Source organism: Paenibacillus sp. sgz302190, from assembly GCF_059820445.1.
This window is the reverse complement of sequence record NZ_JBZYAO010000003.1, coordinates 152,955-176,848: the sequence shown is the minus strand read 5'-3', so window position 1 is coordinate 176,848 and position 23,894 is coordinate 152,955. Positions and strand designations below refer to the sequence as shown.

Below are 23,894 nucleotides of genomic sequence, written 5' to 3'. Positions count from 1 at the left end.
AACGCTATCCGTTCTGCTGCTTCTCGCTCTGCTCCAGCAGCGCTTTTACCGCTTCTACGCCCATCCGCGGAGAGGACAGTACAGGCTTGCCCGTCGCTTCCCTGAGCGTCTGTTCCATCCGCGCCATGGAGCCTTGGGCCAGCACGAGCACGTCCGCTTCTGCAGCAATCCGTTCGGCGGTTGCCAGCAGGATGCGGTCGTGCTCGGCCGGATTGCCGCCTACAAGCGCATCGAAGGCGCCAGCGGCCAGACCGTTTACGAGCTCCACCTCTTTGCCGGCCGCAGCCGCTTGCTTCCGAATGAGCCGCATCGTCGGCTCCAGCGTCGATGGCAGGGTCCCAAGCACGGCGATCCGCTTGTAAGCCGCAGCGGCCGCCGCCGTCATCGCGTCGTCGATTTTGACGATCGGCACGCCGATCAGTCGCCGCGCATCGTCCGCCACTTCGCCGACGGAGGAGCACGTGTTCAAAATCACATCCGCGCCGATTTCCTCGCCGTGGTGAAAGTACTGGATCAGCCGTCGGGCCACGCCGGCCGGGACATGTCCGGCCTGCACCACGTCGCCGATCAGGCTGTCGTCGATAATGTTGACCAGCCGGCAGTCGGGAAGCAATTCTTTAAACACGGCCTTCAAGGGATCGGCCAAGCCTTGGCCTGTATAAACGGCCACAACCGTTTTGGGCATATAGGTTCCTCCTTTTTTGTACCGGCTCTTACCAAACGAATTCCTTATCCAATCTCCGGTAATCGCCTTCGCGCATCGGTGCCTTGTCGTAAACCTTACGATCGCTGTACAGAGGCTTCTTCGTGCCTTTCGGCGTAATGTTCACGACGTCGTCGCCGCGCCATTCCGTTTCGAACGTCTGGCCGACCGCATGTTCCAACGTTTTGCGGAAACTGAGCGGGAACGTGACCGTAATTTTCTCTCCGGCGGCTGCGCTGCCCAGCAGCAGAAAATGTTTGTTCACCCAGCGGCTTTCCTCGCTGCCCTTACCCTCCGTCACTTGACCGTCCAGCTCGCGGGTATAGCGGATTTTCGTGAAGCCCGCCCACTCCGGTATGCGGATCTGCAGCCGCGGCACATCCGTATGGACGTCGATGACGACTTTGCCTTCATGCGGCAAATAGCTGCTTACATCGAGCCATTTGGAGCCCCGGTTCAGCAGGAAGTTGATGCTGACCGCGCCGTTTTTCTCGGTGATGCTGTTGCTCCAGCCCATGAACAGTCCGCGCGTGCCCGAGCCGAGGCAGCAAATTTGCAAATCGCTCGTGTGACCGCGCCCTTCGTTGACATCGCAGATGAAATCGTTAGGGGCCGAATAGCCGGCAAACGACCCGCGCGTGCGCTGCGCCACTTTGTAAAACGATTTATTCATCGGAATGTCGCCCGATTTGTCGTCGGTTTCCTCGACCCAATCGAGATCGAGCAGCTGCGATTCGGTCAAATGATTGCGCAGGAACCGCTCCACCATTCCCCAATATTCCACGTAGCCGCTCTGCGCCAGCGTGATGCCCGTCGCGATCAGATCTACCAGCGAGCACGTTTCATGCTCATAAGCCTGCTCATGCAAATCACCGGGCGTCCAGCCGAAAGCCGTGCATTTGGTCAGCGCCCAGTCGTAGCACTTTTTCACCCAGCTGATCATCGCCGCATCGCCCGTGAAAACGCCGAACCGCGCTATCGCGTCCAGCGTGCCGAGCCGCGTATGGAAATGGCCGCTGCGGTAAGCCAGGGCATCATTGAAACTGCCGTCCTGGTTGAATACTCCGCTGCGCTCGATAATAAGCGCTGTAAAAAACTGGCACAAATCGAAAGCGTCCCGGTTGCCCGTCAGCTCGTGATATTTGAGCAGCGGCATCACCAGCCGGCCGCAAAAAGCAGCCGGGTCCGGCGCCAGCCGAAGCTGCACGCCGTTCGCCGACGGCCAGCCGGTCTCCTTGTACTCGGACGCCGGATAGTACCACACATCTCGCTCCTTGACCGCAATGCGCTTCAGCGCCGCGACATGCCGGTCGGCCGCCTCCTTGACCTTCGGATCGCCCGTCTCCATATACCACGTCGTCAGCGACAAAATGACCGCACGCTGGTCGATCAGGTTGGCGTTCGGCTCCCAATTGCGCGTCGGATTGATTTGCCGGTAGCTCATGCCGTCCTCTTTGAAAAACGACAGCAAGTTCGCCCTGTACCGCTCCTCCACGTCTTTACCGAACGTTTCCCCGGACATATGTCTGGCCAATATGAGGCCGTCGATCATTCTCCCGTGCGATGAGCCGTAGTCCCAGTCTCCGTGCGTCATGAAAGCGGGCTTATGCATCAGATCGGCGTTGAAAAAAGGAATGTAGTTATGATCCTTATCCGCCATCCCTACCATCGCATTGATCGCATGCCTGGCGCGTTCCTCGAGCATTAATGTATCCGGAATCAGTCGTTTGTCCATCTCCCAAATCACTCCTTGTTCATAAGCGGCGGGGCCGTTTCTTCCTTGCTCCGGTATTCGCCGATCGTCATGCCGGTTCTCTTTTTAAAAATTTGGCTGAAATACCGGTAGTCTTCGTAACCGACCATTTGCGCGATTTCATAATTTTTATATTTGGCGTGTTTCATCAATTGCTTCGATTTGCCGATCCGGTAATCGGTCATATAGTCTACAAAGTTGTGGCCCGTCGTTTTTTTGAACAACCGGCTCAAATAATCCGTGTTCATATAGTGGCTTTCCGCGATTTGATGCAGCGACAGCGGCCTGTCGTAATGCGTTTCGATCAGCTTTTGGATGTCGCGCACGATTTTCTCGCCCTGCTTTTCGCTGGAGCGTTTGCCGTATGCCAGCAGCGGCGGGATCAACTCTTGGGCAAAAAGGCCTTTGACCGATGCGGCGTCGTTGATTTGCCTGATCCTTTCGGCGAAAGCGAGCGGGCTCTGGCCGCACACATCCTCAAGCCGGCTCTCCGATCCGCGCAGCTGTTTTTCAACCGAGTGGATCAGGACTGTGGCGCTGCGCTGCATATGATCGACGGTCATCTCCGGCGCGCTGAAAGCCGCGAACAGCCTGTCAAAGTCGTGCGCCGCGCTCTCGCTGCCCATCTGCAGCGACAGGAGGAAGGCGTCTTCCAGCTCCCGCGGATAGCAGGGCGGTGCGGCGTTCGTTTCGCTGCCGGCAAACAGTACGGCGTTGCGTTCTCCCAGGCTTTTCGTCTTGAGCACCCGAACCGCTTCGACATAAGCGCGCCCCGCCTGCTGCGCGTCCGTCTTTGCGCCGCTGACGCCAAAGCTGCAGCCGTCGATGCCCGCTTGCTTAAACGCCGCTTGCAGCGTCCGGCACAGCTTGTCGAAGTCTTCGCGCTTCAGCCGTTGCCCTGTGACGGCCAGCACCGTTTCCCTTGCGGCGTCTGGAGCCGTCGTCACGACATAGCTCCACTGTCCGCCGAACAGAAACGGCCGGTTCCGCTCGAGCTGTTCCCTGATCAGGGGCAGCAGCTTCGCCGGATCGGCGTTGTCCCCATAAGCGTCCGGCTGCAGGACGACGATACGAGCTTCCCCCGCCCACCAGTCCGGCGGCGTATGGGACAGCCCCTCGCCGTCCCGCGGTTCCGCTTCCGCATGGTGCAGCATGCGCTGCAGCCGGTCCTCCGGGCTCTCGCCGGGCGCCCTGCGCTTCTCGCTTTCCCTCCGGTCCAGCTCGGCCGCCGCTTTTTCCAACACTTGAACCAGTTCTTCCTTCTTCACCGGCTTCAGCAAATATTCGAAAGCTTTATGCCGGATCGCCTCTTTCGTATATTCAAAATCGGAATAGCCGCTGACCACGATCGTCAGCAATTCGGGCAAATCCCGGTTCAGCATCCCGATCAGTTGTTTTCCGTCCAAACCGGGCATCCGCATATCCAGAAAAAGCAGATCCGGCTTTTCCGCGAGCGCAATCGCATGCGCCTCTTCGCCGTTCGACGCTTCTCCGACGAGCTTCAGCCCGAACCGCTCCCAGGGAATCGATTGGATCAGCCCTCTGCGAATCCATATTTCATCATCGACTATGACAACTTTGCGCATGGATTTAGCCCTCCCGCTCTTATGTTACTGACATGTTATCCTTTCAGAGAACCGGCCGTCAAACCGTCGATGATGTATCTCTGGAGGAATAAATAGACGATTAACACAGGCGCGACGACAACGGTCATAAAGGCGAAAACGACGCCCCAATTCGTACTGTACATCGTGACGAAATTGAAAATTTGCAGCACGATCGTCCACTTGGTGCTGTCGGTCATCAAGTAAAACGGTCCGAAAAAGTCGTTCCACACCGACACCATCACGACGATCGTCACCGTGACCAGCACCGTCACAATCAGGGGCAGCACGATTTGCCAGTACAGCCGGAAATAGCCGCAGCCTTCGAGCAGAGCCGCCTCATCCAGCTCGCGCGGGATCGATTTCATAAAGCCGACGAGCAGGAACACGGCGAATGGAAGCAGAACGGCTGTGTAGTACATGATCAGGCTGAAATATGTGCCTCTGATGTGCAGATCGCCCATCAGCTTGATCGTCGGCACGATCGAAACCGGCACGATCAGGCCCGTAATGAACAAATAATACGCGGTCCGCAGAAAGCGGCTGTCTCTCCGCTGAATAATGAAAGCGGCCATGGAGGCGAAAATGTTCACGCATACGACCACACAGCCAGAAATCAGAACGCTGTTCGTAAACCCGCGCAAAATATGAGCCTGGCCGAAAATATCCCTGTAATTGCCGAACTGCCATTCGGAGGGCAGCGACAAGCCGAACAGCGCCGATTCCCGGATATCTTTGAACGAATTGACGAGAATCATCAGGAAGGGGATGAGGATGACAAGCGCCATACAGATCGCCGCCAGTTCAAGCAATATGAGCCATGCGCTTCGCCGTATCACATCTCCACCTCCCTTTTTTTCATTTTCATGAGCACAGGCACGCCCACGCAAGTAACCAGAACGAACAGCACAACGTTCACCGCCGTCGCATAACCGAATTCGCCCGAGCTGAACATGCTGCGGATATAGGTGAAAAATACTTCCGTCGAATAGCCCGGACCGCCCTCGGTCAGCACCATGACGATTTCGAACACTTTCATGGAGCCGATCATCGACAGCAGCACGTTCACGGTAAAAGCGGGAGCCAGCAGCGGGAACATAATTTGCCGGAACCGGCTCCAGTAGTGCGCTCCGTCCATAGACGCGCTTTCAATCAGATCCTTCGGAATGAACTGCAGCCCGGCCAAATAGACGACCATGGAAAAACCCGCTACGCGCCATATGTCGGTGACGATGATGGAAAACAGCGCATACTTCGGATCGTTCAGCCAATCGTGCGCCAGCATGCCGAGGCCGATATTGTTCAGCAACTGGTTCACAATGCCGTGCTCCGGATGATAAATCGCCCGGAAGATGTAGCCGATGACGATCGGTGCGATCACGTAGGGCAGGAAAAAAATCATCCGCAGCACATTCTTCAGCACGAGCGCTTCGTTCAAAATGAGTGCGAGTCCGAGCCCGCACACGTTTTGCAGCACCGTAACCGCAGCCGCAAAAATGAGCGTGTTCAGCAAAGCTGTCATCAACCGCGGTTCGCGAAACAGCTCGACGTAATTCCGCAGCCCGATAAAACGGATATCGGGCGCGTTAATGTTCCAGTCCGTAAAGCTGTAGTAAAAGCCGATCAGCGTCGGCGTCATAAAAAACAGCAGAAACACAGCCAATGCCGGAAATGAAAAGTAAAGCGGGTACTTGCTTGTTCCCATGCTTACTCAAACCCTTCGAGTCGTTTGGTTTTGCCGTCCTTCTTGTAGTTGGCGTCGAATTCTTTCACAGCGTTGTCCACATTGCCGAGAATGTAGAAGTTTTGCAGCGTTTTCTGAAGATCGGCAAATGTAGGCGTCAGACGGTTCTGGATATTGATTTTCGCTTTGCCCGCGTCGATCATCTCTTTGACTGTTTGCTGCACGGGGTACAGCTCGCTTTTTGCGTCTTTGAAAATCGGGATGCCCGGTGCCGTCTGGTAGTACAGATTCACCACATCGGGCGAAATCATGAACTTGATCAGCTCGATCGCTTCTTTGGCATGCTTCGCTTTTTCCGGCACCATCAGCTGGTTCGGAGGCGTAATCAGCGCCGTTCCCGCGTCGCTCTCCGAAGGGAACGGGAAGAAGCCGATGTGGTCTTTCACGAAATCTTTGCTGAATTTTTTTTCCAGCTGCGGAATAATGCCGTCGAGCATGAAAGTCATCGCCACTTTGCCGTCACCCAATTTCGTCTGCAGCTCGTCATACGTGCCGGCCATCGGGTTGTCCTGAATCAGCCCCAAATCTTTCAGCTGTTTTTGCTTGACGAACAAATCTTTCACCTGCGGAATATCGGCAAGGCTCAATTGGTTCTTTTCGAGCTTTTGGACGCCGGCGTCGCCAATCGCCGGATCGACGTTGGACACCCAGCCCGTCAAATAAAAGATTTGCGTCGGCCAGCCGTCTTTCACTGCATCGTAAAACGGAGTGACGCCGGAGGCCTTGATTTTTTTCGCCGTTTCAAGCAAATCCGCGTAGTTTTTAGGCGGCTGCACGCCGGCCTTGCCGAACACATCCTTGTTGTAGAAAACCCCCATCATGCCCGTAGCCCCGAACGGTACGCCGTAAATCTTTTTGCTTGCCGTCGTTTGGAAGTCTTTCATCGAAGGGATGATCCGGTCCCATACGCCCGCTTCGGCGCTCCATTCGTGCAGCGTCTCTTCCGCGCGCAATTTGACGTTCTGCTTCGTTCCCGGCTGCATAAGGAACAAATCCGGGAAATCGCCGGTCGAGAACCGGGTTTTCATCATGTTGTCGAAGTCGCCGCCGGGCAGCGCCTGCAGTTCGACCTTGTTGCCGGTCTGTTTTTCGTAAGCTTCGAAAATTTTGTTGAACGGCGCCGCATCGACCGTATTGGAAATGACGAACGTCAGCGTAACCGGAGCTTTGGACGTCTTCGGCGCCGCTGTCCCCGCCGCCGTCTTGTCCGCTGCCGGGGCCGCTCCGGTACCGCCGCCGCAGCCCGTGATAGCGCCGACGGTTAAGCAGACTGTGAGCGCCGAAAAGACCGTTTTCATTTTTTTCATTTTCTTTAGCACCCTCCCTGTAGTTTCGTGAGAAAACTTGCCGCGTAAGCATTTGTTGAAGGAATCGCTTACAATTCAATTATATGAAACCGCTTTCGTTCGCTCTATTCACGATTTCGACTAATAATGTTTAATATTCTTACAAGTTCCCGGGGCCGATGACGAGCGTCACGCTCGTGCCTTCCCCTTTTCTGCTCTCGATAATGCAGTCGAACTGTTTGCCCAGACGAATCGCGTACCGGGCGTACACATTGCGGATGCCGAGGCCGCCCGCCGGGGCTTGCGCGGAAACCGTCTCCGAATAAACCGGCTGATCCAGCCTCGCCCGCAAGCCGTCCAATTGCTCCGCGGTCATGCCGACGCCGCCATCGCTCACCGTGAGCAGCAAGTCCTCACCCTGCCGGCGTGCGGCTACGCGAATGGTGCTGGGCCCGAGCTTGGGCTCAATGCCGTGGAATACGGCGTTTTCGACCAGGGGCTGCAGCGTCATTTTGAGGAGCGGATGGTCGTACAAGCTTTCCTCGATATCCGTTTCGTACGTAATTTTGTCCTCAAAACGAATGCGCTGAATGCTCATATATGCTTCGGCCTGCTCCAATTCTTCCCTGAGCGTGACGACCTCATCCTTATTTTTAATATTGTAACGGAACATATCCGCAAGGGACTGCGCCATGCCGCCGATTGTTTCCACGTCGTAATAGTCGGCCATCGCCTTAATGCTGTCGAGCGTATTGTACAAAAAGTGGGGATTGATCTGCGAATACAGCATCGCCAGCTCGGCCTGCTGCAGCTTGATCTGGTAAATGTATTTGCTCTCGATCAAGTTTTGCAGCTCATCCTGCATATCGTTGAAATTCATCGCGATCCGGCCGATTTCATCGTTCCTCCGCACGGGGACGCGAATGGAAAAATCCCCCCTTTTGACGCGGTTGATCGTTTTGTAAAGCTCCAGAATCGGATTCGTGATCCGCTGTCCGAACAGGACGGAGATGAGCGAAGTGACCAGAAAAGCGATCAGCGCCGTTATGAGCGTCGTCGTTTTAATTCGATCGAGCGAGCTGAAAATTTCCTTCTTCGGCATGAGCAGCACGACTTTCCAGTTGGAAAAATCCGACCTCGTATACGTGACGAGCATGTCGCCCTGCTTGTCTCCGTACCAAAACGTGCCGTTGTCCTTCGTAATCTGCGCAAGCATGTCTGTCCGCAAGTAAGCGTCCTGCGGCTCCGCGGAGCTGAATATGGGCCTGTTAAGCTCGTCGAGCACGAGCAGCACGCTGTTCGCGGAAAGGCTGTCGTTTTGCCCGATGGCGCGAAACAATTCGGCGCTGTACTCCGCGCGCACGATGATGAAATAAACGGGATTCGAGAAATCGCGGATCAAAATGGAAGATGAAAAAGCGGGCCGCTCATTTTCCCGGTTTTCCCCGGCGGGAGGCCCGCTGAAATGAACCCGGCCGTCCTTGACGATCGTCTGCCGGAACCATTCAGACTGCGTCACTTCTTCGGCCGTCCACGGCTTCCGGTCGTCCGAGGCGTTCAGCAGCTCGCCGTTGCTGTAATAAATTTGAAAACGGATGAAATCGGGAATCGGGGTAATGTTGAAGCTTTTCAAAAAGAGGTCGCCGAGCTTGCGCTTGAACAGAAACTTGTCCTGCTCGTCCATCGTCGCATAAGCGTTAATGCCGTCTATATATTCCTGGCCGTAATAGGGAGCCAGCAGCAGATTGCGCTTGTTTTGAAAATCGTTGTTCATATTTTTCTCGATTTGGCGCACGATCTGATTGCTCGATTGCTCCGCTTTTTCCGACGTCGAGCGGTACGAAATATAGAAGGAGATCGTTCCGACCAGGGCGATACAAATAAGGATGATAATGAAATAGCTGAAGAGCAGCACGATGCGGATTCTGGAAAACATAGGTCAGAGCTTCCCCCCTTCTTCTGCATGCGCGCGGCCGGACGGCAGACGGCGGGGCGTATTCCCCACCGACATACGCGTCCGGCGCGTCCGCAGGAGAACGTGCGGCTCCCCTGATGCGGCATGCTACTTTTCAATTATACATCTAAAATGGTATTCGCCTGAACCTATATCGAATTGTGCGGACAGCGGACCGGCGGCGATGGCTGTGGCTTCCGGGTTAACCCCGTTCAGCAGCGAGCCGGGGCTTGGCAAATGGACGGTCGCCGTCGTGTTGACGGGCACCGCGACCCGCAAATCGAACTGCCTGCCGTCCGACAGGCTCCAAGCCGACCGAACGGTGCCGTACAAAGAGTCGTACTGCGCGTTAACACGCGTCAAGCGCCCGCCTGGCCGCGGACGGATGACGCTATGCCGGAAGCCCGCTTTTGCCGCGTCGGTATCGATGCCGGCCATATAGCGGAACATCCACTCGCCGACCGAACCGAGGGAGTAGTGGTTGAACGAGTTCATTTGCGGCGTCTGGAAGCCGTTGTCTTCGGTCCATCCGTCCCAGCGCTCCCAAATCGTCGTCGCTCCGTGCTTGATGGAGTACATCCATGACGGGAACGCCTCCTGAGTCAAAAGCTCATAGGCAATGTCCAGCATGCCATGATCGGTAAGCGCCGGCAGCAAATAGCCGACGCCGAGGAAGCCCGTCGACAGCCGCCCGCCGCGCCGGCGGATGTCGGCCGCCAAATGGCCGGCGGCCTGCTCGCGCAGCGTCTCCGTCAGCAGGCCGAACTGCAGCGCCAGCACGTAGACGGTTTGCGTACCGCCGTGAATGCGGCCTTCGGTATCGACAAAAGCGGCGCGGAACGCCGCGGCGATGTCCCCGAACAGCGAGGCGTACTTCGCCTCGTCCTCTTTTTTGCCGAGGACGCCGGCGATTTGTCCCAACAGCTTCGCGCTGTAAGCGAAATAAGCGGTAGCCAGCACTTCGTTCGGCGTATCGGCCTCGATGGACAGCCAGTCGCCGTAGTTGGCGTAAGCCGGCCTGACGAGACCGTCGCTGTTCGCCTGCAAGTAGTCAACCCACCGTACCATCGCCTCGTAATGAACTTCCAAAATTCGTGTATCCCCGTACATCACGTACAGCGTCCACGGCAAAATAACGCCCGCATCTCCCCAGCCGGCATTGTCGGGAGCGAACCAGTTGAGCCGGGTGCTCCACATTTTGTACCGGATCCAGCCCGCATCGGGGGCCACGTCTGTAAAAGCGCCCGACGGCTGCTGGCAATCCCGCATATCCCACATATATTTGGTGAAAAAGCGCGCTACGTCCATATTATAGGAAGCGGTACGGGCAAAAATTTGCGCGTCCCCGGTCCAGCCCAGCCTCTCGTCACGCTGCGGACAATCCGTCGGCACGGAGAGGAAATTGCCGCGCTGCCCCCAGGTAATGTTGGAATAAAGCTTGTTGACCATCTCATCCGACGTTTCCAGCGTCCCCGTAACCGGCGTGTCCGAATGAACGACTTTGCCGACGATCGTATCCAAATCCGGCTCTCCCGGAAAACCGATCAATTCGACGTACCGGAAGCCGTGAAACGTAAACCGCGGTTCGTAGCGTTCCTCGCCTTCGCCTTTTAAAATGTAATGATCCTGCTGGACAGCGACCCGCAAATTGTCCAGATACAAAGAGCCGTCAGGCTGCAGCATCTCCGCATGGCTCAGCGTCACCTTCGCGCCGCGCGTTCCGGCCACCTTCAGCTCCGTCCAGCCGACCATATTTTGCCCCATATCGTAAATATACGTGCCCTGCTCCGTCCGCCTGACGTCGATGGGGCGCCTCTCCTGCACGATGCGGATCGGCGGCTCGACCGCCGCGACCAGGAGTCCGTTGTAGCCCGGCCTGACGTCCGGCCGTTCCCAATGCGCGTCCGCAAAATCCGGCCGTTCCCAGCCCTCATGCTCCAGACGGGCGTCATACGTCTCGCCCAGAATCATGTCCGAATACACGATCGGCCCGCCGGACGTCGTCCAGCTCGCATCGGTGCAAATGCAATCCCGCGTCCCGTCCTCGTAATCGATATGCGCCTGCATGAGGAAGAACGGCCTTTCCCCGTAAATGCGCGCGCCCAAAAAGCCCACCGTCCCCGCATACCAGCCGTCGCCGAGGATGACGCCGAAGGCATTGCCGCCTGCCCGGACCTGTTCCGTCAAATCGAACGCCGTTACTTGCACGCGCTTGTCGTAATCGGTCCAGCCCGGAGCGAAGCGGTCGCCGACCGTCTGCCCGTTCAGGTGCAGCTCGAACAGGCCGAGTGCCGTCGCATAAGCGGTGACGCGGCGCACTTGTTTGCGGACGGTGAACGTTTTGCGAAAATAAGGGGCTGGCTGCATCTGTTTATTCGGCTCGGATTTGCGGCCGATCCACTGCGCCTTCCACTCGTCGCGGGACAGCAGCCCCATCGTCCAAAAGGCGCATTCGCTCCAGGCCGACGCCCGGCCTTCACCGTCCCACACGCGCACTTTCCAGTAGTAGCGCCCTTCCGACTGCAGCGGCTTGCCCTCGTATACGAGATGAACCGATTGCCCGGAGGCTGTTTTTCCCGTGTCCCACATCTCACCCACGCCGCTCTCAAGGCTCTCGCGGGATTGCGAGACGATGACCTGATAAGCCGTCTGTATGGCGTTCCGTTCGTCAGACTCAAGCCGCCAAAACAATCGCGGCCGGCGCTCATCCAGCCCGAGCGGATTATGCATATATTCGGTCTTGCAAGAAATGACTCTTAATGTCATGGAAACTCCCCCTTGATCGGCTTGATTCGTACTTCCAGCTTCATGCTTTGCGGCTGCAGCAAATAGGCGTCGAGCGTCGGCGCATAGCCGCAGCTGTGATTGCCGAGACCGCTTTGCGCGGCATCGATGTGCACAATCGTCTCATCGCGCCTTGCAAGCTTGTGCACGTGCTTCGTCAGCGTCAAATCTTCCGTCGTATAATGATGTGCGCTTACTTGCAGCAGCGACGGGCCGCTGAAAATCAGGCAGCTGCCCGACGCATCGCTGATCTCCGCCCAGCGGACGTCGGCTTTGCTGCCGTTTTCCTGCGGCTTGATGTACGGCACGAACTGCTCCTGCACCGTGCCGCTGTAAATGCCGAGCTTGCCGCTCTCTTTGCGGTCCGCATAGCATTCATGCGGCCCTCTGCCGTACCAGCGCAGCCTGTCAAAACCGCCCGGCATCCGCAGCTCGATGCCGAACCGCGGCAGCGGCGGCAGCTCCCCGCGCAGCGGCTCGATCGACGCTTCCAGCTGCAGTTCGCCGCTGCCGTCGATCGAATAGACGAGCCGCGACCGGAAAGCGACGGGCTCGCCGCGGGCCCCGATGACCGCATCCGCGGCAATCCGCACGCCCTGTGCGCCCCACGCGGATACTTCCAGCGTCCGCTGGTGCGTGACTAGGCGGTCATACCCCGCCTTTTTCCACGCCTTCGCGAGCTGGACGTCATTGTCCACCGGCGCGCGCCACAATTGAATGCGCGGGCCGGCTTTCAACAGCCGCACGCCGCGGCAGCGCCAGTCGTTCATCGCCTCCGCTTCCTTGTCGTAGACGGCGGCGAAATGCCCTCCTTGCACGAAGACGTGACGTCTCGTGTCATCCCACGCCAGCGCAGCCGTGCTGCGGCTGACGTGCGCGAGCGACCGTTCGCCGATGACCGCGACCGGCAGGTCCGCCCAGGCGATTTCGTAGCCGCGCTTCGCCCACGGCGTATCCTCGCGCAGCGCGAACCGGACGCGCAGCACGTATTCGCCCGCTTGGGTCATGCCGTCTGCGGGAAGCGCCAGCGTCAGCTCCTCCGTTTCGCCGGGGAGCGTTCGCAGGGCAGGCAGCTCGCCCCTTGCCGCAGGCTCGCCGTCCCTGAGCAGCGTCCACTCGCCTTGCAGATGGGCAAGGCTGACGAAATCGTACCGATTCGTCACACGCAGCCTCCTGGCTGTTGGTTCCGGTTGCGCTTGCTGATGGGCTTGCGGCTGTGCCTCCGGTTGCGTTTGCGATTGCGATTGCGCCGGGTCCGCCCAGGCGATTTGGACCGGTTCGAGCGTTTTTTTAAGCTCCAGGATCGACGCTTTCACGCTTCTGTCCGGGAACAATAACCCGTCCAGGCAAAAATGGCCGCTGTGCGGCTCTTCGCCAAAATCCCCGCCGTACGCATACCACGGCTCCCCCGCTTCGTCATACTGCCGGATGCCCTGATCGGCCCATTCCCAGATCAAGCCGCCGAGCAGCCGCGGATACGTATAAATCGCTTCCCAGTATTCCTTAAGATTGCCGACGGAATTGCCCATCGCATGGCCGTACTCGACCATCAGATAAGGCCGCGGATCGTCCTTGCGCCCTTCCTCGATGACCGACTCCACGGCCGGGTACATTTGGCTGACGACATCGACCACTGCCGCATCGTATGCCCGCTCGTAATGGATCGGCCGGGTCGAGTCGCGCTCCCGGATCCACTCGGCCATGGCGTCGTGGTTGGACCCGTAGCCGGATTCGTTGCCGAGCGACCACATGATGACGCAGGGGTGGTTTTTATCCCGCTCGACGAGCTTCCTGGCCCTGTGCAAGTAAGCTTCCCGCCAGTCCGGGTGGGCGGACAAATAGCTTTCATCGCCGAGAAAATGGAAGCCGTGCGTCTCCAAATCCGCTTCGGCGATCACGTACAGCCCGAAACGGCTGCACAGCTCGAGCCATCTCATATCATTCGGATAATGGGCCAGGCGAACCGCATTGATATGATGGAGCTTCATAAGCTCGATATCCCGCTCCATCGATTCGAAAGTAGTAACGTAACCGAGATCCGGGTCAAACTCATTGCGGTTTACGCCCTTGATCCGGATCGGCTTGCCGTTGATCAGCATCCTGCCTTGTTCAACCCGGATTTCGCGAAACCCGACATCGAGGCGATGAACCGCAGCTATCTGCCCCTGCTCGTCATATAGCGTCAGGATCAGCGCATATAGATGAGGCGTTTCCGCGGTCCAGAGCTTTGGCTGCGCGATGTTCTCCGACACAAGCAGCTGCGACTCCACCGTGTCAGGCTCATACTTGACGGCCGCCGAATGATCGTGCCGAAGCACCTGCACGCCGTTCTCATCCAGCAGCGCCGCCGCTATACGGTATTCCGCCTCGCATCCCGGCAATCGGGCAGCCTGAATGCGAACATCCAGCCGAGCCTCGCCATAGCCGTTTTCAAACATCGTTCGAACGAATACATCCCTGATGTGAACGCCGGTCAAAGCAAGCACATACACATCCCGAAAAATACCGCTGAGCCGCCACTTGTCCTGACTTTCCAAATAACTCCCGTCCGACCATTGATATACGCGAACCGCCAGCACGTTGCTCCCGGCATGCACCAATGAAGTGATATCGAATTCGGCATGCATGTGGCTGCCTTGACTGTACCCCGCCAACCGACCGTTCACCCACACATGAAAAGCCGAATCGACGCCCTCAAAAACAAGCCGAAGCCCCTTATCCTCCCAAGATGCATCCACCGTAAAAACCGTCCGGTAGCATCCCGTCGGATTCTGTTTCGGCACAAGCGGCGGGTCGATCGGAAAAGGATATGGGCAGCTGCTGTACTGGGGTATTCCATACCCGTGCAGCTGCCAATTGGACGGAACCGGAATTTGCGGCCAGTCGGCCGCCTCATATTCCGGGTTCATAAAATCAGCCGGAGCCGAAAGCGGCGACTCCGCATACATAAACGACCAATTGCCGCCCAGCAATTGGTAATACGGCGACGACGCCCGGTCGCCTTTCATCGCGCCGTCCGGGCTGGCATAAGGAATAAGCGGCGCCCGCGGAGGCTCCGCGTTTTTTTCCAGCACATGCAGATTCGACCAATCCGGCTCTACGCCCACCGGTTCATTCATAAATGCAGCCCCCAATATTTTTCATATCGTAATCGCTTACAAGATTGCCGCGCGCATGACGGCTGCGAACAGCGCATCTTCCTTTCAGAATAGTCAAAATGAAAGCGCCGAACAATTGAGAAAACCGACCTTTAATGTGGATGATTCCGATATCGCCCGCTCCATCCTCCTATTTCATTCCACCCGCTTTATTTGTGCTGCATATCCGATCATGCATGCTAGGACTGGCGGGGCCTCGAATTTAAGAGAAATTACTGCAGATTTAGAGGAATGTTTGTTCGCTGCAAGAGTACTAGAGAGTAAGAAGCCGCATTTTTCAGACGTTTGAGAAATTGACGACGCCTTTGTTGGGGATTGCAGTCGTTCTTTCCCAACGCGCGCCTCTTCCAGCGCGGGTTGCGCCGCTGCACGGCGGGTGGCCATAAGGCAGCTGGACAGGCCGATTCGCGAAAAACCTGCAAATGTGCAGGCTTTTACCGAAAAAATAGTCCATTTTGGCAAAAAGCCTGCAAATGTGCAGGAATTTTCGATGAAAATGATCCTAGGCCCATGTGTGTGGTGAAAAGCCTGCACTTTTGCAGGAATATTTCTCTGCCAGCATATGAATGGGCAAAAGCCTGCACTTTTGCGGGTTTTCCTCGCGCAACTGGGCGGATAGATGCTCCGGCCCCGGCATATTCCGCCTCCATCGTCCCCCAACTCCTCGCCGCCGCATCCCCGACACGCCACAGCAATCTCCTCCCACGACACGGCAATCTCCTCCACCGACACGGCAATCTCCTCCACGGCACGGCAATCTCCTCCACCGACACGGCAATCTCCTCCCACGGCACGGCAATCTCCTCCACGGCACGGCAATCTCCTCCACGGCACGGCAATCTCCTCCACGGCACGGCAATCTCCTCCACGGCACGGCAATCTCCTCCACGGCACGGCAATCTCCTCCACGGCACGGCAATCTCCTCCACGGCACGGCAATCTCCTCCACGGCACGGCAATCTCCTCCACGGCACGGCAATCTCCTCCACGGCACGGCAATCTCCTCCACGGCACGGCAATCTCCTCCACGGCACGGCAATCTCCTCCACGGCACGGCAATCTCCTCCACGGCACGGCAATCTCCTCCACGGCACGGCAATCTCCTCCACGGCACGGCAATCTCCTCCACGGCACGGCAATCTCCTCCACGGCACGGCAATCTCCTCCACGGCACGGCAATCTCCTCCACGGCACGGCAATCTCCTCCACGGCACGGCAATCTCCTCCACGGCACGGCAATCTCCTCCACGGCACGGCAATCTCCTCCACGGCACGGCAATCTCCTCCACGGCACGGCAATCTCCTCCACGGCACGGCAATCTCCTCCACGGCACGGCAATCTCCTCCACGGCACGGCAATCTCCTCCACGGCACGGCAATCTCCTCCACGGCACGGCAATCTCCTCCACGGCACGGCAATCTCCTCCACGGCACGGCAATCTCCTCCACGGCACGGCAATCTCCTCCACGGCACGGCAATCTCCTCCACGGCACGGCAATCTCCTCCACGGCACGGCAATCTCCTCCACGGCACGGCAATCTCCTCCACGGCACGGCAATCTCCTCCACGGCACGGCAAAAGACGCCTTCATCCCTAACGGGTTTGAAGGCGTCTCTTGTATTCCCCTGCCGTCACAGGCAGGGGCTTCTTTTCGATCCGGCAAAGCCTTCCCGGATCAGTTTGCGGCCAGCGCGGAAATTTCCGAAGCGCTCAGGGCTCTGCCGTAAATTTTGAACTCATCGATCAGGCCGTTCAGATACGGGTCCGACCATTGCGATTTGCCGATGTAGTTTTGCGTCAAATTGCCCAGGTTGGCCGGAGATAGCGTCATGCTTGTATTTCTTGCCACTTCGACTCCGTCCACGTATAAAATGCCCGTGCTGCCCGAGTGAGTCACGGCGACGTGCTTCCACACGCCTGTTGCCAGCGCGGCAGTCGTATTAAGCTGCTGCTCTGCACCGTTGCTGCTGTTCGTAATCGCAAACCTGAGCCCTGCGCCTCCCGCCCTTGGAGCCAGGAACATATACGAGTTCGTTCCTGAACCGAAGTCGAAAATCCGCGCCCAGTCGTCCAACGAATTGACTTTGACCCAAGTTGCGACGGTGAAATCGGTCAAACCGTTGATCGCTCCCGACGGCAGGGACACGTAGCCGTTCGTGCCGTTCAGGCTGGCGGCATTGCCGCTTTTGCCGGCCGCCCAGGTGATGCCTCCGTTCAGCGTCGCATTAAATCCGTTGCCTGAGGAATCGGACGCTGTCGTTCCGGTCGTTTCGTTGAACTTGTAGTATGCCATCGTATCCGGCAGTTGTCCTCCCGCTTGCAGCTTCACATCATAAGTAGCTGCCGTACCGATGTTCAGGTTGACGACGGTTTTGCCGCCGTTTGTGGCAATCGCCGTACCTGCGCTGACATTGTTAACCAGCACGTTATAAGTGCCGGCGGCCAGCCCGGAGAACGTAACTTTAGTCGTATGCGCAGCCGAAGTCATTGTGTTTTTCAAAGTGAAGCTGACATCGTTCTTGGCCGTTGCAACCGTAGCCGTCGTGTATTGATCGCGTTCAAGCTCCATGGAGAATTTCTCCGTGATCAGATTCAGCCGCTTGGAGAGGCCGTCCTTCGGCGTAACCGTGTACTTGCCGCCGCTGAGCGTGACGTCTGCGCCGTATCCGTACAAGCCGAAAATCGGATCTACAGATACATCGGCGCTAAGCACTTTCAGCGCTCCGAACAAACCGAGATCGGCTTCGCCGCTCATGCCGCGCCAGCCGTTGAACAGCGGACCGCCGTCCAGGCCAAGCGCGCCGTAGTTGCCTTTGTTCGCCTGATATGTCCAGGATACGGCGCCGATGTTGGCAGGATCGCTGCTGATTTGCCCGGAGTTGATGGCACCGATGTTGGCGATTTTGGCCGCATAGGACAAGCGCTGCTCAACCTCCGGAGTCGCCGAGTTGTTCTTGATCCAGTCATCCATCGCAAAGCCTGCGAGCGAAGTGGTGTATTGGAAGTTCCACCAGTTGTCGCCGGTAATCGTGACGGGATCGGCGTAATAGTACCAAATCGGCATATGACCGCGCGACGCTCTCGTTTTGGCGTTGATTTTGCCTTTAATCGTGTTGTTGTTGTTCATTTTGGCCAGCATATAGACGGATTCTTCGCCCGTATTGTCATAGCTGTACTCCGAACCGTACGGATAAGGGCTGGACGAGAAGTTGTTGTATTTGGTCGCCATTTTGCTGATGATATCGTTGGCCTCGTTGTTGTAGCCTTCATCCTGCAAAGCTTTGATAATGTCCGGTGTCGTCATTTCGCCCATCAGCCCGGTATTCCAGTTGTAGGAGACAGGTCCGTCGTACAGCGCTTTGAAGATGTTGTAGGCGCGCAGCAAGTACGTATTTTTAGGGTTTTTGTACGTGATGAGATTCGGGTACATCTTGGCGATTTTGTACATGCTGAAATACGTGTTGTAAATGTGCGGGTACGCGTAGCCGCGATACGTCGGCGTCGTGTTCGGCGGCGCCATCAGGAAATCGGGTACCAGATAATCGCTGTGATGGCCGCTCATCAAGTTCGTCCAGATCGCGGTTTCCAAATAATTGTCAAGCGCAGTCACCTCGGTAGCGACAGGCGACATTGCGTTTTTCTCAGCCAAGAACTGTGCGTGGGTGTATCCCCAATCGTCGCCCCAGCCCCAATAACCGGCAAAATTGTTGCGTTTGGCCTTCGACTGCATCATCCAGTCGTCGAACACTTTATCCCGGATATCGCCGGGCACGTTCCACTGCTGGTTGTTGACCATAAACGTAGCGTGCCGCTGCAAGGCCGTGTCGACCGGCTCGATCGCGTAAAATTGGAGCACGGTTTTCTCGCCGTTGCCGTACTGCACCGTAATGTTGTTCTGGCCCAAATGACTCATCGTCAGCTGGTAAATTTTATGATCCGTTCCTACCGTGTTCACAAACGAAACGTTCGTTTCGGAAGGATATTGCGGGGTTACGGAAGTGATCGTTTTGGATGTGTGAAGGTCGAATTTGGCCGTCTGATTCGTCGGCACGATCATGCCGGGCACTACGTTGAAATCGACCATGCCTTCGTTGTACAGTCTGTCTTGAACCGCATATTCGTCTGCGACTTTAAAAAATTTGAACGCATACGTTTTGCTTGCTCCCGGAGCGAGCGTCAGGCTCGTGTTCGGCAAATAGCCCCGGTTGTTGCTTTTGATCACGTTCGAATGAATATAATACACGTTCAGCCCTTTGGCGTAGCCGCCTTGATCGGCTGCCCACATGCTGTTCGGATGCTCCTCCACCCTCCAGTTGTCCTGGTACTCAAATCCCGCGCCGGTCGTCGTGTCGGGAACCATCAACAGGAAAGGACCGATCCCGCTCGGCCGCTGGGCTACGAGGTAGGAGCTGTTATTGCCGATGAAAGCATGCGATATCGTGCGCGTTTCATAGATTTCATCATTGTTGCCGGCGGTGAAAAATTCGTTGAACGGGATCGGCAGGCCGAAATCCCCGATTTCAAGCGTTTGGCTGCTCGTATTCGTCACGGTAATTTGCCATTTCAAGTAGTCGCCTGCGAGCGAGTAAGATTCGTCGACTTTGAAATTGCGGATTCCCTGGCTGTTGCTCGAATTTTGGTAAGTTACATTAATAGTGTTGCCGCTTTGCGAAATCGTTCTGGCATCCGACGACTTGTTCGTCAGCGCCGGCGTCCAGGCGCCGCTGCCAAGCCGGTAGGTGAACATCAGCTCCCCGACCCATTGGTGATCGGCCGTATTTTGATTCGGCGCGTTCGTCGCATTCAATACATAGTTCGTCGGATACGTATCTCCCGTTATTTGCAAAGAGGTAATCTCGCCGTTCGTTCCCGTCTGCACGTTGAAGTTGCCGTTCGAGATCGTGTTGGCCGAAGCCAGCTGGGGAATCAACATGATAGCGCTTGCAGTAATGGTCGAAGCGACTAACATTTGAAGATTCCGAGAACTTGAAAACTTGTTCCAATAATTAAGCAACGTTCGTTTCATCATTGTCCTCCTCATTATTGTATTCGCTTACCAAATTGCCGGGATGCTTTTAACCCGCTGCCAAATTGCCCTGCTGCCGCTCCTTCCAACCACCGCCTTGTCTGTTCAATTCTCCGCAGCCATCTCTTTCCATCAAGCTCGTCCCGGAGTTTGTATACACAAGTATCATATAGGATGCGAGCGCAATTGACATTAATCTTTCCAACACCTTTTTTAAAAATTTCAACTTTAACCGCATGAAAACGCGCATGAAAAAGGAGCACGTCCCCCGCTCGCAGCCGCGGATTTTCGCACAGCTTGGCGGGCCGGAAAGTGCTCCTTCATGCGCCGGGAGGGCTCAAATCATGGCAGATTTGGGGCTGCCGCCGGATTTTCCTTCACCCATACGCTCATCTCTCCGACGCCGCGGTTGCCCCAGGCGTAATACGGAATGAACGTGACGTCGGCTGCGCTGGCAGGCCATTGTTTGCCGCTGACATACAGCGCGTTCCCCTCCTCGGGCACCGCGGTCCGCACGCAAGGCGCTTTGATGACGTGCATGCCGCCCAGCAAAGTTTCATCGTACTCCACCCGGCAATCCTCTTCGCCGTTGAAATAGATGAGATGCAGATTGCCGCCGTTATCGGCTTCCTCCATGCAGTACACGAACGGCCCGCGCTGCAAAGCCGCTTTGCCGGCAAGCTGGCGGACGAGCGGATGCCCCTTGACCGCCTTCACTTCCAGCGCGAAGCGCACGTCGACCCGGTCGCCGTCGTTCCAGCTGCGGGTGATGCGGGCGTACCCGTCCGCCGCCTGCGAAACCGGGCAATCGGCCCCGTTCACCCGGACACTGAACGACTGGCCGCACCAGCCGGGAATGCGCAGCGCCAGTGTGAAGTCGGCCGGCTGACCGCCGGTCCCGAGCAGGAAGCTGACGCTGCCGTCGGCCGTATACTGCGACACCTGCTCCAGCTTCAATTGGCGCCGGCCGGCCTGAATGCTCGCTTCGCCGCCGATGTACAGATGCGCGTAAAGCGTGCCGTCGTTCCATGTGTACACGTACTGATTCAACGAAGCCAGCAGCCTGGCTATGTTCGGCGGGCAGCAGGAGCAGCCGAACCACCGCTGGCGCTGCACCTTGACGTGCTCGTAAATTTTGTTGACGGCATTGGCCGGCGGGTAAACCTCAAGCGGGTTGACGTAGAAAAAATGTTTGCCGTCCCGGGCCATGCCGCTGATGACCGTGTTGTACAAAGCCCGCTCCAGCACGTCCGCATACTCGCCCTTCGCTTCGATCTCCAGCATGCGTCTGGCGAAAAAAATGAGCCCGATGGAAGCGCACGTTTCGCCGTATACCGTGTCGTTTGGCAAATCGTAATTGAGCGTGAACGCTTCGCCGTAAGCCATGGCGCCGATCGCTCCCGTAACGTACATCTGTTTGCCGACGATGTTGGCCCACAGCCTTCGGCATGCTTCGAGCAGCCCTTCGTCCTGCGAGAGCGCCGCGACATGGGCCATGCCTGCGCACATGTAGACGACCCGCACGGCGTGTCCGACCGCCGACTCCTGCTCGCGAACGGGCAGATGGGCCTGGCTGTAAGCCAGATCATGGGCAATGTCCAGCTCCGGAAAATGGACCTTGCGGCCCCGCTTTTCATACTCCTGCCGGTAAAAGTGCGGCTGACGCCCCCGTTCGTCCAGAAAAAACTGGCTGAGCTTCAAATAGCGCTCCTCGCCGGTCGTTTCGTACAGCTTCACGAGCGCAAGCTCGATTTCCTGATGCCCGTCATATCCCCGCAGCTTTCCCGGGGCGCTGCCGAAGACGGCATCGATATAGTCCGCGTACCGGCAGCATACGTCGAGCAGCGCCCGCTTGCCCGTTCCGCGGTAATACGCGACGCCCGCTTCGATCAAATGCCCGGCGCAGTATAGCTCGTGGCATTCCGCCAAATTCGTCCAGCGGCCGTCCGGCTCCTTGAGCGTGAAATACGTGTTGAGGTAGCCGTCCGGCTGCTGGGCTTTTTCGACGAGACGGATGACGTCGTCCGCCACCTTTTCCAGATCGGGGTCCGGCTGTATTTCCAGCATGAACCCGACGGCTTCCAGCCATTTGTACAAATCGCTGTCCTGAAACACCATGCCGCCGAACGGGCCCTGCTCTTCTCCCGCCGCAATGCGGAAATTGCGTATCGCGTAGCTGGGCGCCGCATCGTCGATCCGATCGTTAAGCGCATCCCATTGGTACGGGATCACGACATTTTTAACCAATTGAATATAGGGGGACCAAAATGCATCGGCAATCCTGACTTTGACGGAATCCCGGAATTGCGCCGCTTGCGGCTTTATCATATCAAGCACCTCTTTCTTTTATGGCTGTGTGTCCTGCTTGCGCAGCCGGATGACGTTCCAGGAAAGCTGCGGCAGCCTCGCGCTGAGCAGGCCGTCGCGGGCGGCGGCGTCCCCTCGGGAATGCGGCGCCACTTCGTGCATGCGATGAGCGGTGTTGACCGCTTTCGCATCGTTATTTTCCAGGACGATATGCTCTGCGACGCGATATCCTGCGAAGCTGCGCACGTCGCATTCGAAGCTCATCGGGCGATCCAGGCTTTTGTTAACGGCGAACAGCGTCAGTTCTTCCCGTTCTTCATCGTGAACCGCGACAACGTCCAAATAAGGAACGTCGGTAAAATCTTTCGAATCGTATTTGGGCGAATCGACAAACGCATGCAGGACAGTTCCTCTGCCGTACACCGAGGCATGCATATAGGGGAAGAAAATCGTTTGGCGCCACGCCGCCCCTCCCGTTTCGGTCATAATCGGCGCAATGACGTTGACAAGCTGCGCCAGACAGGCGATTTTCACCCGGTCCGCATGTTTCAGCAGCGTAATGAGCATGCTGCCGACCATGAGCGCATCCTCGAACGTGTACACATCCTCCAGCTGCGGAGGCGCGACCTGCCAAGGCGTAATTTGTTTGTCCGACTCCAGCGTATGGAACCACACGTTCCACTCGTCAAAAGAAAGCATCATCGTCTTCTTGCTGCGCTTTTTCGCTTTTATATAATCGCACACCGCCGTAATTTCCCGGATAAAGGCCGACATATCCAACGATCTGGCCAAGTAATTGGCGGTATCGTTATCTGCGTTTCCGTAATACGTATGCAGGGACAAATAGTCGACGTTCTCATACGTATGATCAAGCACGGCGGCTTCCCACTGGGCGTATGTCGGCATGCTGCGGAATGAACTGCCGCAGACGACAAGCTCGATGCCCGGGTCTACGTATTTCATCGCCTTTGCCGTTTCGTTCGCCAGCCGGCCGTATTCGTCGGCCGTTTTGGCGCCGATTTGCCACGGGCCGTCCATTTCATTGCCGAGACACCAAGTCTTGATGCCGTAAGGCTCCTTATATCCGTGCGCAACCCGCAAATCGCTCCAGTACGAGCCTGCGGGATGGTTGCAATATTCCAGCAAATTTCTGGCCTCGTCGATTCCTCTTGTGCCGAGATTCACCGCCATCATCGCTTCTGCGCCTGCGCGCTTCGACCAGGCCATGAATTCGTTCGTGCCGAACAAGTTCGGCTCCAGCACCCGCCACGCCAGCTCAAGCTTGGCCGGGCGTTCCGCGACAGGACCTACGCCGTCCTGCCAGTTATAGCCGGATACGAAATTGCCACCCGGATATCTGACGATCGGCACGCCGATTTCGCGAATCATCTCGAGGACGTCTTGGCGAAATCCCAGTTCGTCCGCTGTGGAATGGCCGGGCTCATAAATGCCCCCGTATACGGCGCGTCCCAAATGCTCGATGAAAGATCCGTACAGACGCTTGTCGACTTCCGCCACGCGGAAATCTTTATCAATTTTCATTGCAGCTTTCCATTCAGCAGCCATTTCTCTTC

General features: G+C 57.0%; 13 protein-coding genes. All 13 read right to left on the bottom strand.

The genetic code is table 11. From position 1 onward, the window contains the following. Positions 1–4: 4 nt before the first annotated feature. The 13 genes from AC6RNO_RS05890 to arfA all read right to left on the bottom strand — a co-directional run bounded on the left by AC6RNO_RS05890 (position 5) and on the right by arfA (position 23,886). The gene (locus tag AC6RNO_RS05890) at positions 5–685 is read right to left on the bottom strand and encodes an aspartate/glutamate racemase family protein (protein ID WP_497104927.1); all 681 of its coding nucleotides are present in this window, start codon (positions 683–685) and stop codon (positions 5–7) included. 28 nt (positions 686–713) lie between these two features. Continuing rightward, positions 714–2,438 (bottom strand): glycoside hydrolase family protein, encoded by a 1,725-nt coding sequence (locus tag AC6RNO_RS05885; protein ID WP_497104926.1) that lies wholly within the window; start codon positions 2,436–2,438, stop codon positions 714–716. Positions 2,439–2,446: 8 nt separating this feature from the next. Further along, positions 2,447–4,042: a response regulator gene (locus AC6RNO_RS05880; RefSeq protein WP_497104925.1), complete on the bottom strand. Its 1,596-nt coding sequence runs from the start codon at positions 4,040–4,042 to the stop codon at positions 2,447–2,449. Positions 4,043–4,077: 35 nt separating this feature from the next. Further along, entirely contained in the window at positions 4,078–4,899 is an 822-nt protein-coding gene (locus AC6RNO_RS05875; protein ID WP_474685806.1) for a carbohydrate ABC transporter permease, read from the bottom strand. Continuing rightward, positions 4,896–5,765: a carbohydrate ABC transporter permease gene (locus tag AC6RNO_RS05870; RefSeq protein WP_474685804.1), complete on the bottom strand. Its 870-nt coding sequence runs from the start codon at positions 5,763–5,765 to the stop codon at positions 4,896–4,898. Before AC6RNO_RS05870 ends, AC6RNO_RS05875 begins: the two co-directional genes overlap by 4 nt. A 2-nt stretch (positions 5,766–5,767) precedes the next feature. Then, positions 5,768–7,111, bottom strand: coding sequence for an ABC transporter substrate-binding protein (locus AC6RNO_RS05865; RefSeq protein WP_488438217.1), 1,344 nt, complete (start codon positions 7,109–7,111; stop codon positions 5,768–5,770). Between the two features lie 139 nt (positions 7,112–7,250). Continuing rightward, entirely contained in the window at positions 7,251–9,026 is a 1,776-nt protein-coding gene (locus tag AC6RNO_RS05860) for a histidine kinase (RefSeq protein WP_497104924.1), read from the bottom strand. Positions 9,027–9,152: 126 nt separating this feature from the next. After that, positions 9,153–11,810: a family 78 glycoside hydrolase catalytic domain gene (locus AC6RNO_RS05855; protein WP_497104923.1), complete on the bottom strand. Its 2,658-nt coding sequence runs from the start codon at positions 11,808–11,810 to the stop codon at positions 9,153–9,155. Further along, positions 11,807–14,947, bottom strand: coding sequence for a glycoside hydrolase family 2 TIM barrel-domain containing protein (locus AC6RNO_RS05850; RefSeq protein WP_497104922.1), 3,141 nt, complete (start codon positions 14,945–14,947; stop codon positions 11,807–11,809). Before AC6RNO_RS05850 ends, AC6RNO_RS05855 begins: the two co-directional genes overlap by 4 nt. Positions 14,948–15,121: 174 nt before the next feature. Continuing rightward, complete coding sequence (locus AC6RNO_RS05845) at positions 15,122–15,733, bottom strand: hypothetical protein (RefSeq protein ID WP_497104921.1); 612 nt, start codon at positions 15,731–15,733, stop codon at positions 15,122–15,124. Between the two features lie 929 nt (positions 15,734–16,662). Next, on the bottom strand, positions 16,663–19,920 hold the full coding sequence (locus tag AC6RNO_RS05840; protein WP_497105017.1) for a DUF5695 domain-containing protein: 3,258 nt from the start codon (positions 19,918–19,920) through the stop codon (positions 16,663–16,665). A gap of 435 nt (positions 19,921–20,355) precedes the next feature. Continuing rightward, positions 20,356–22,341: a glycoside hydrolase family 127 protein gene (locus tag AC6RNO_RS05835; RefSeq protein WP_474679175.1), complete on the bottom strand. Its 1,986-nt coding sequence runs from the start codon at positions 22,339–22,341 to the stop codon at positions 20,356–20,358. Between the two features lie 18 nt (positions 22,342–22,359). Then, the gene (gene arfA / locus AC6RNO_RS05830) at positions 22,360–23,886 is read right to left on the bottom strand and encodes an arabinosylfuranosidase ArfA (protein WP_497104920.1); all 1,527 of its coding nucleotides are present in this window, start codon (positions 23,884–23,886) and stop codon (positions 22,360–22,362) included. Positions 23,887–23,894: the final 8 nt, after the last annotated feature.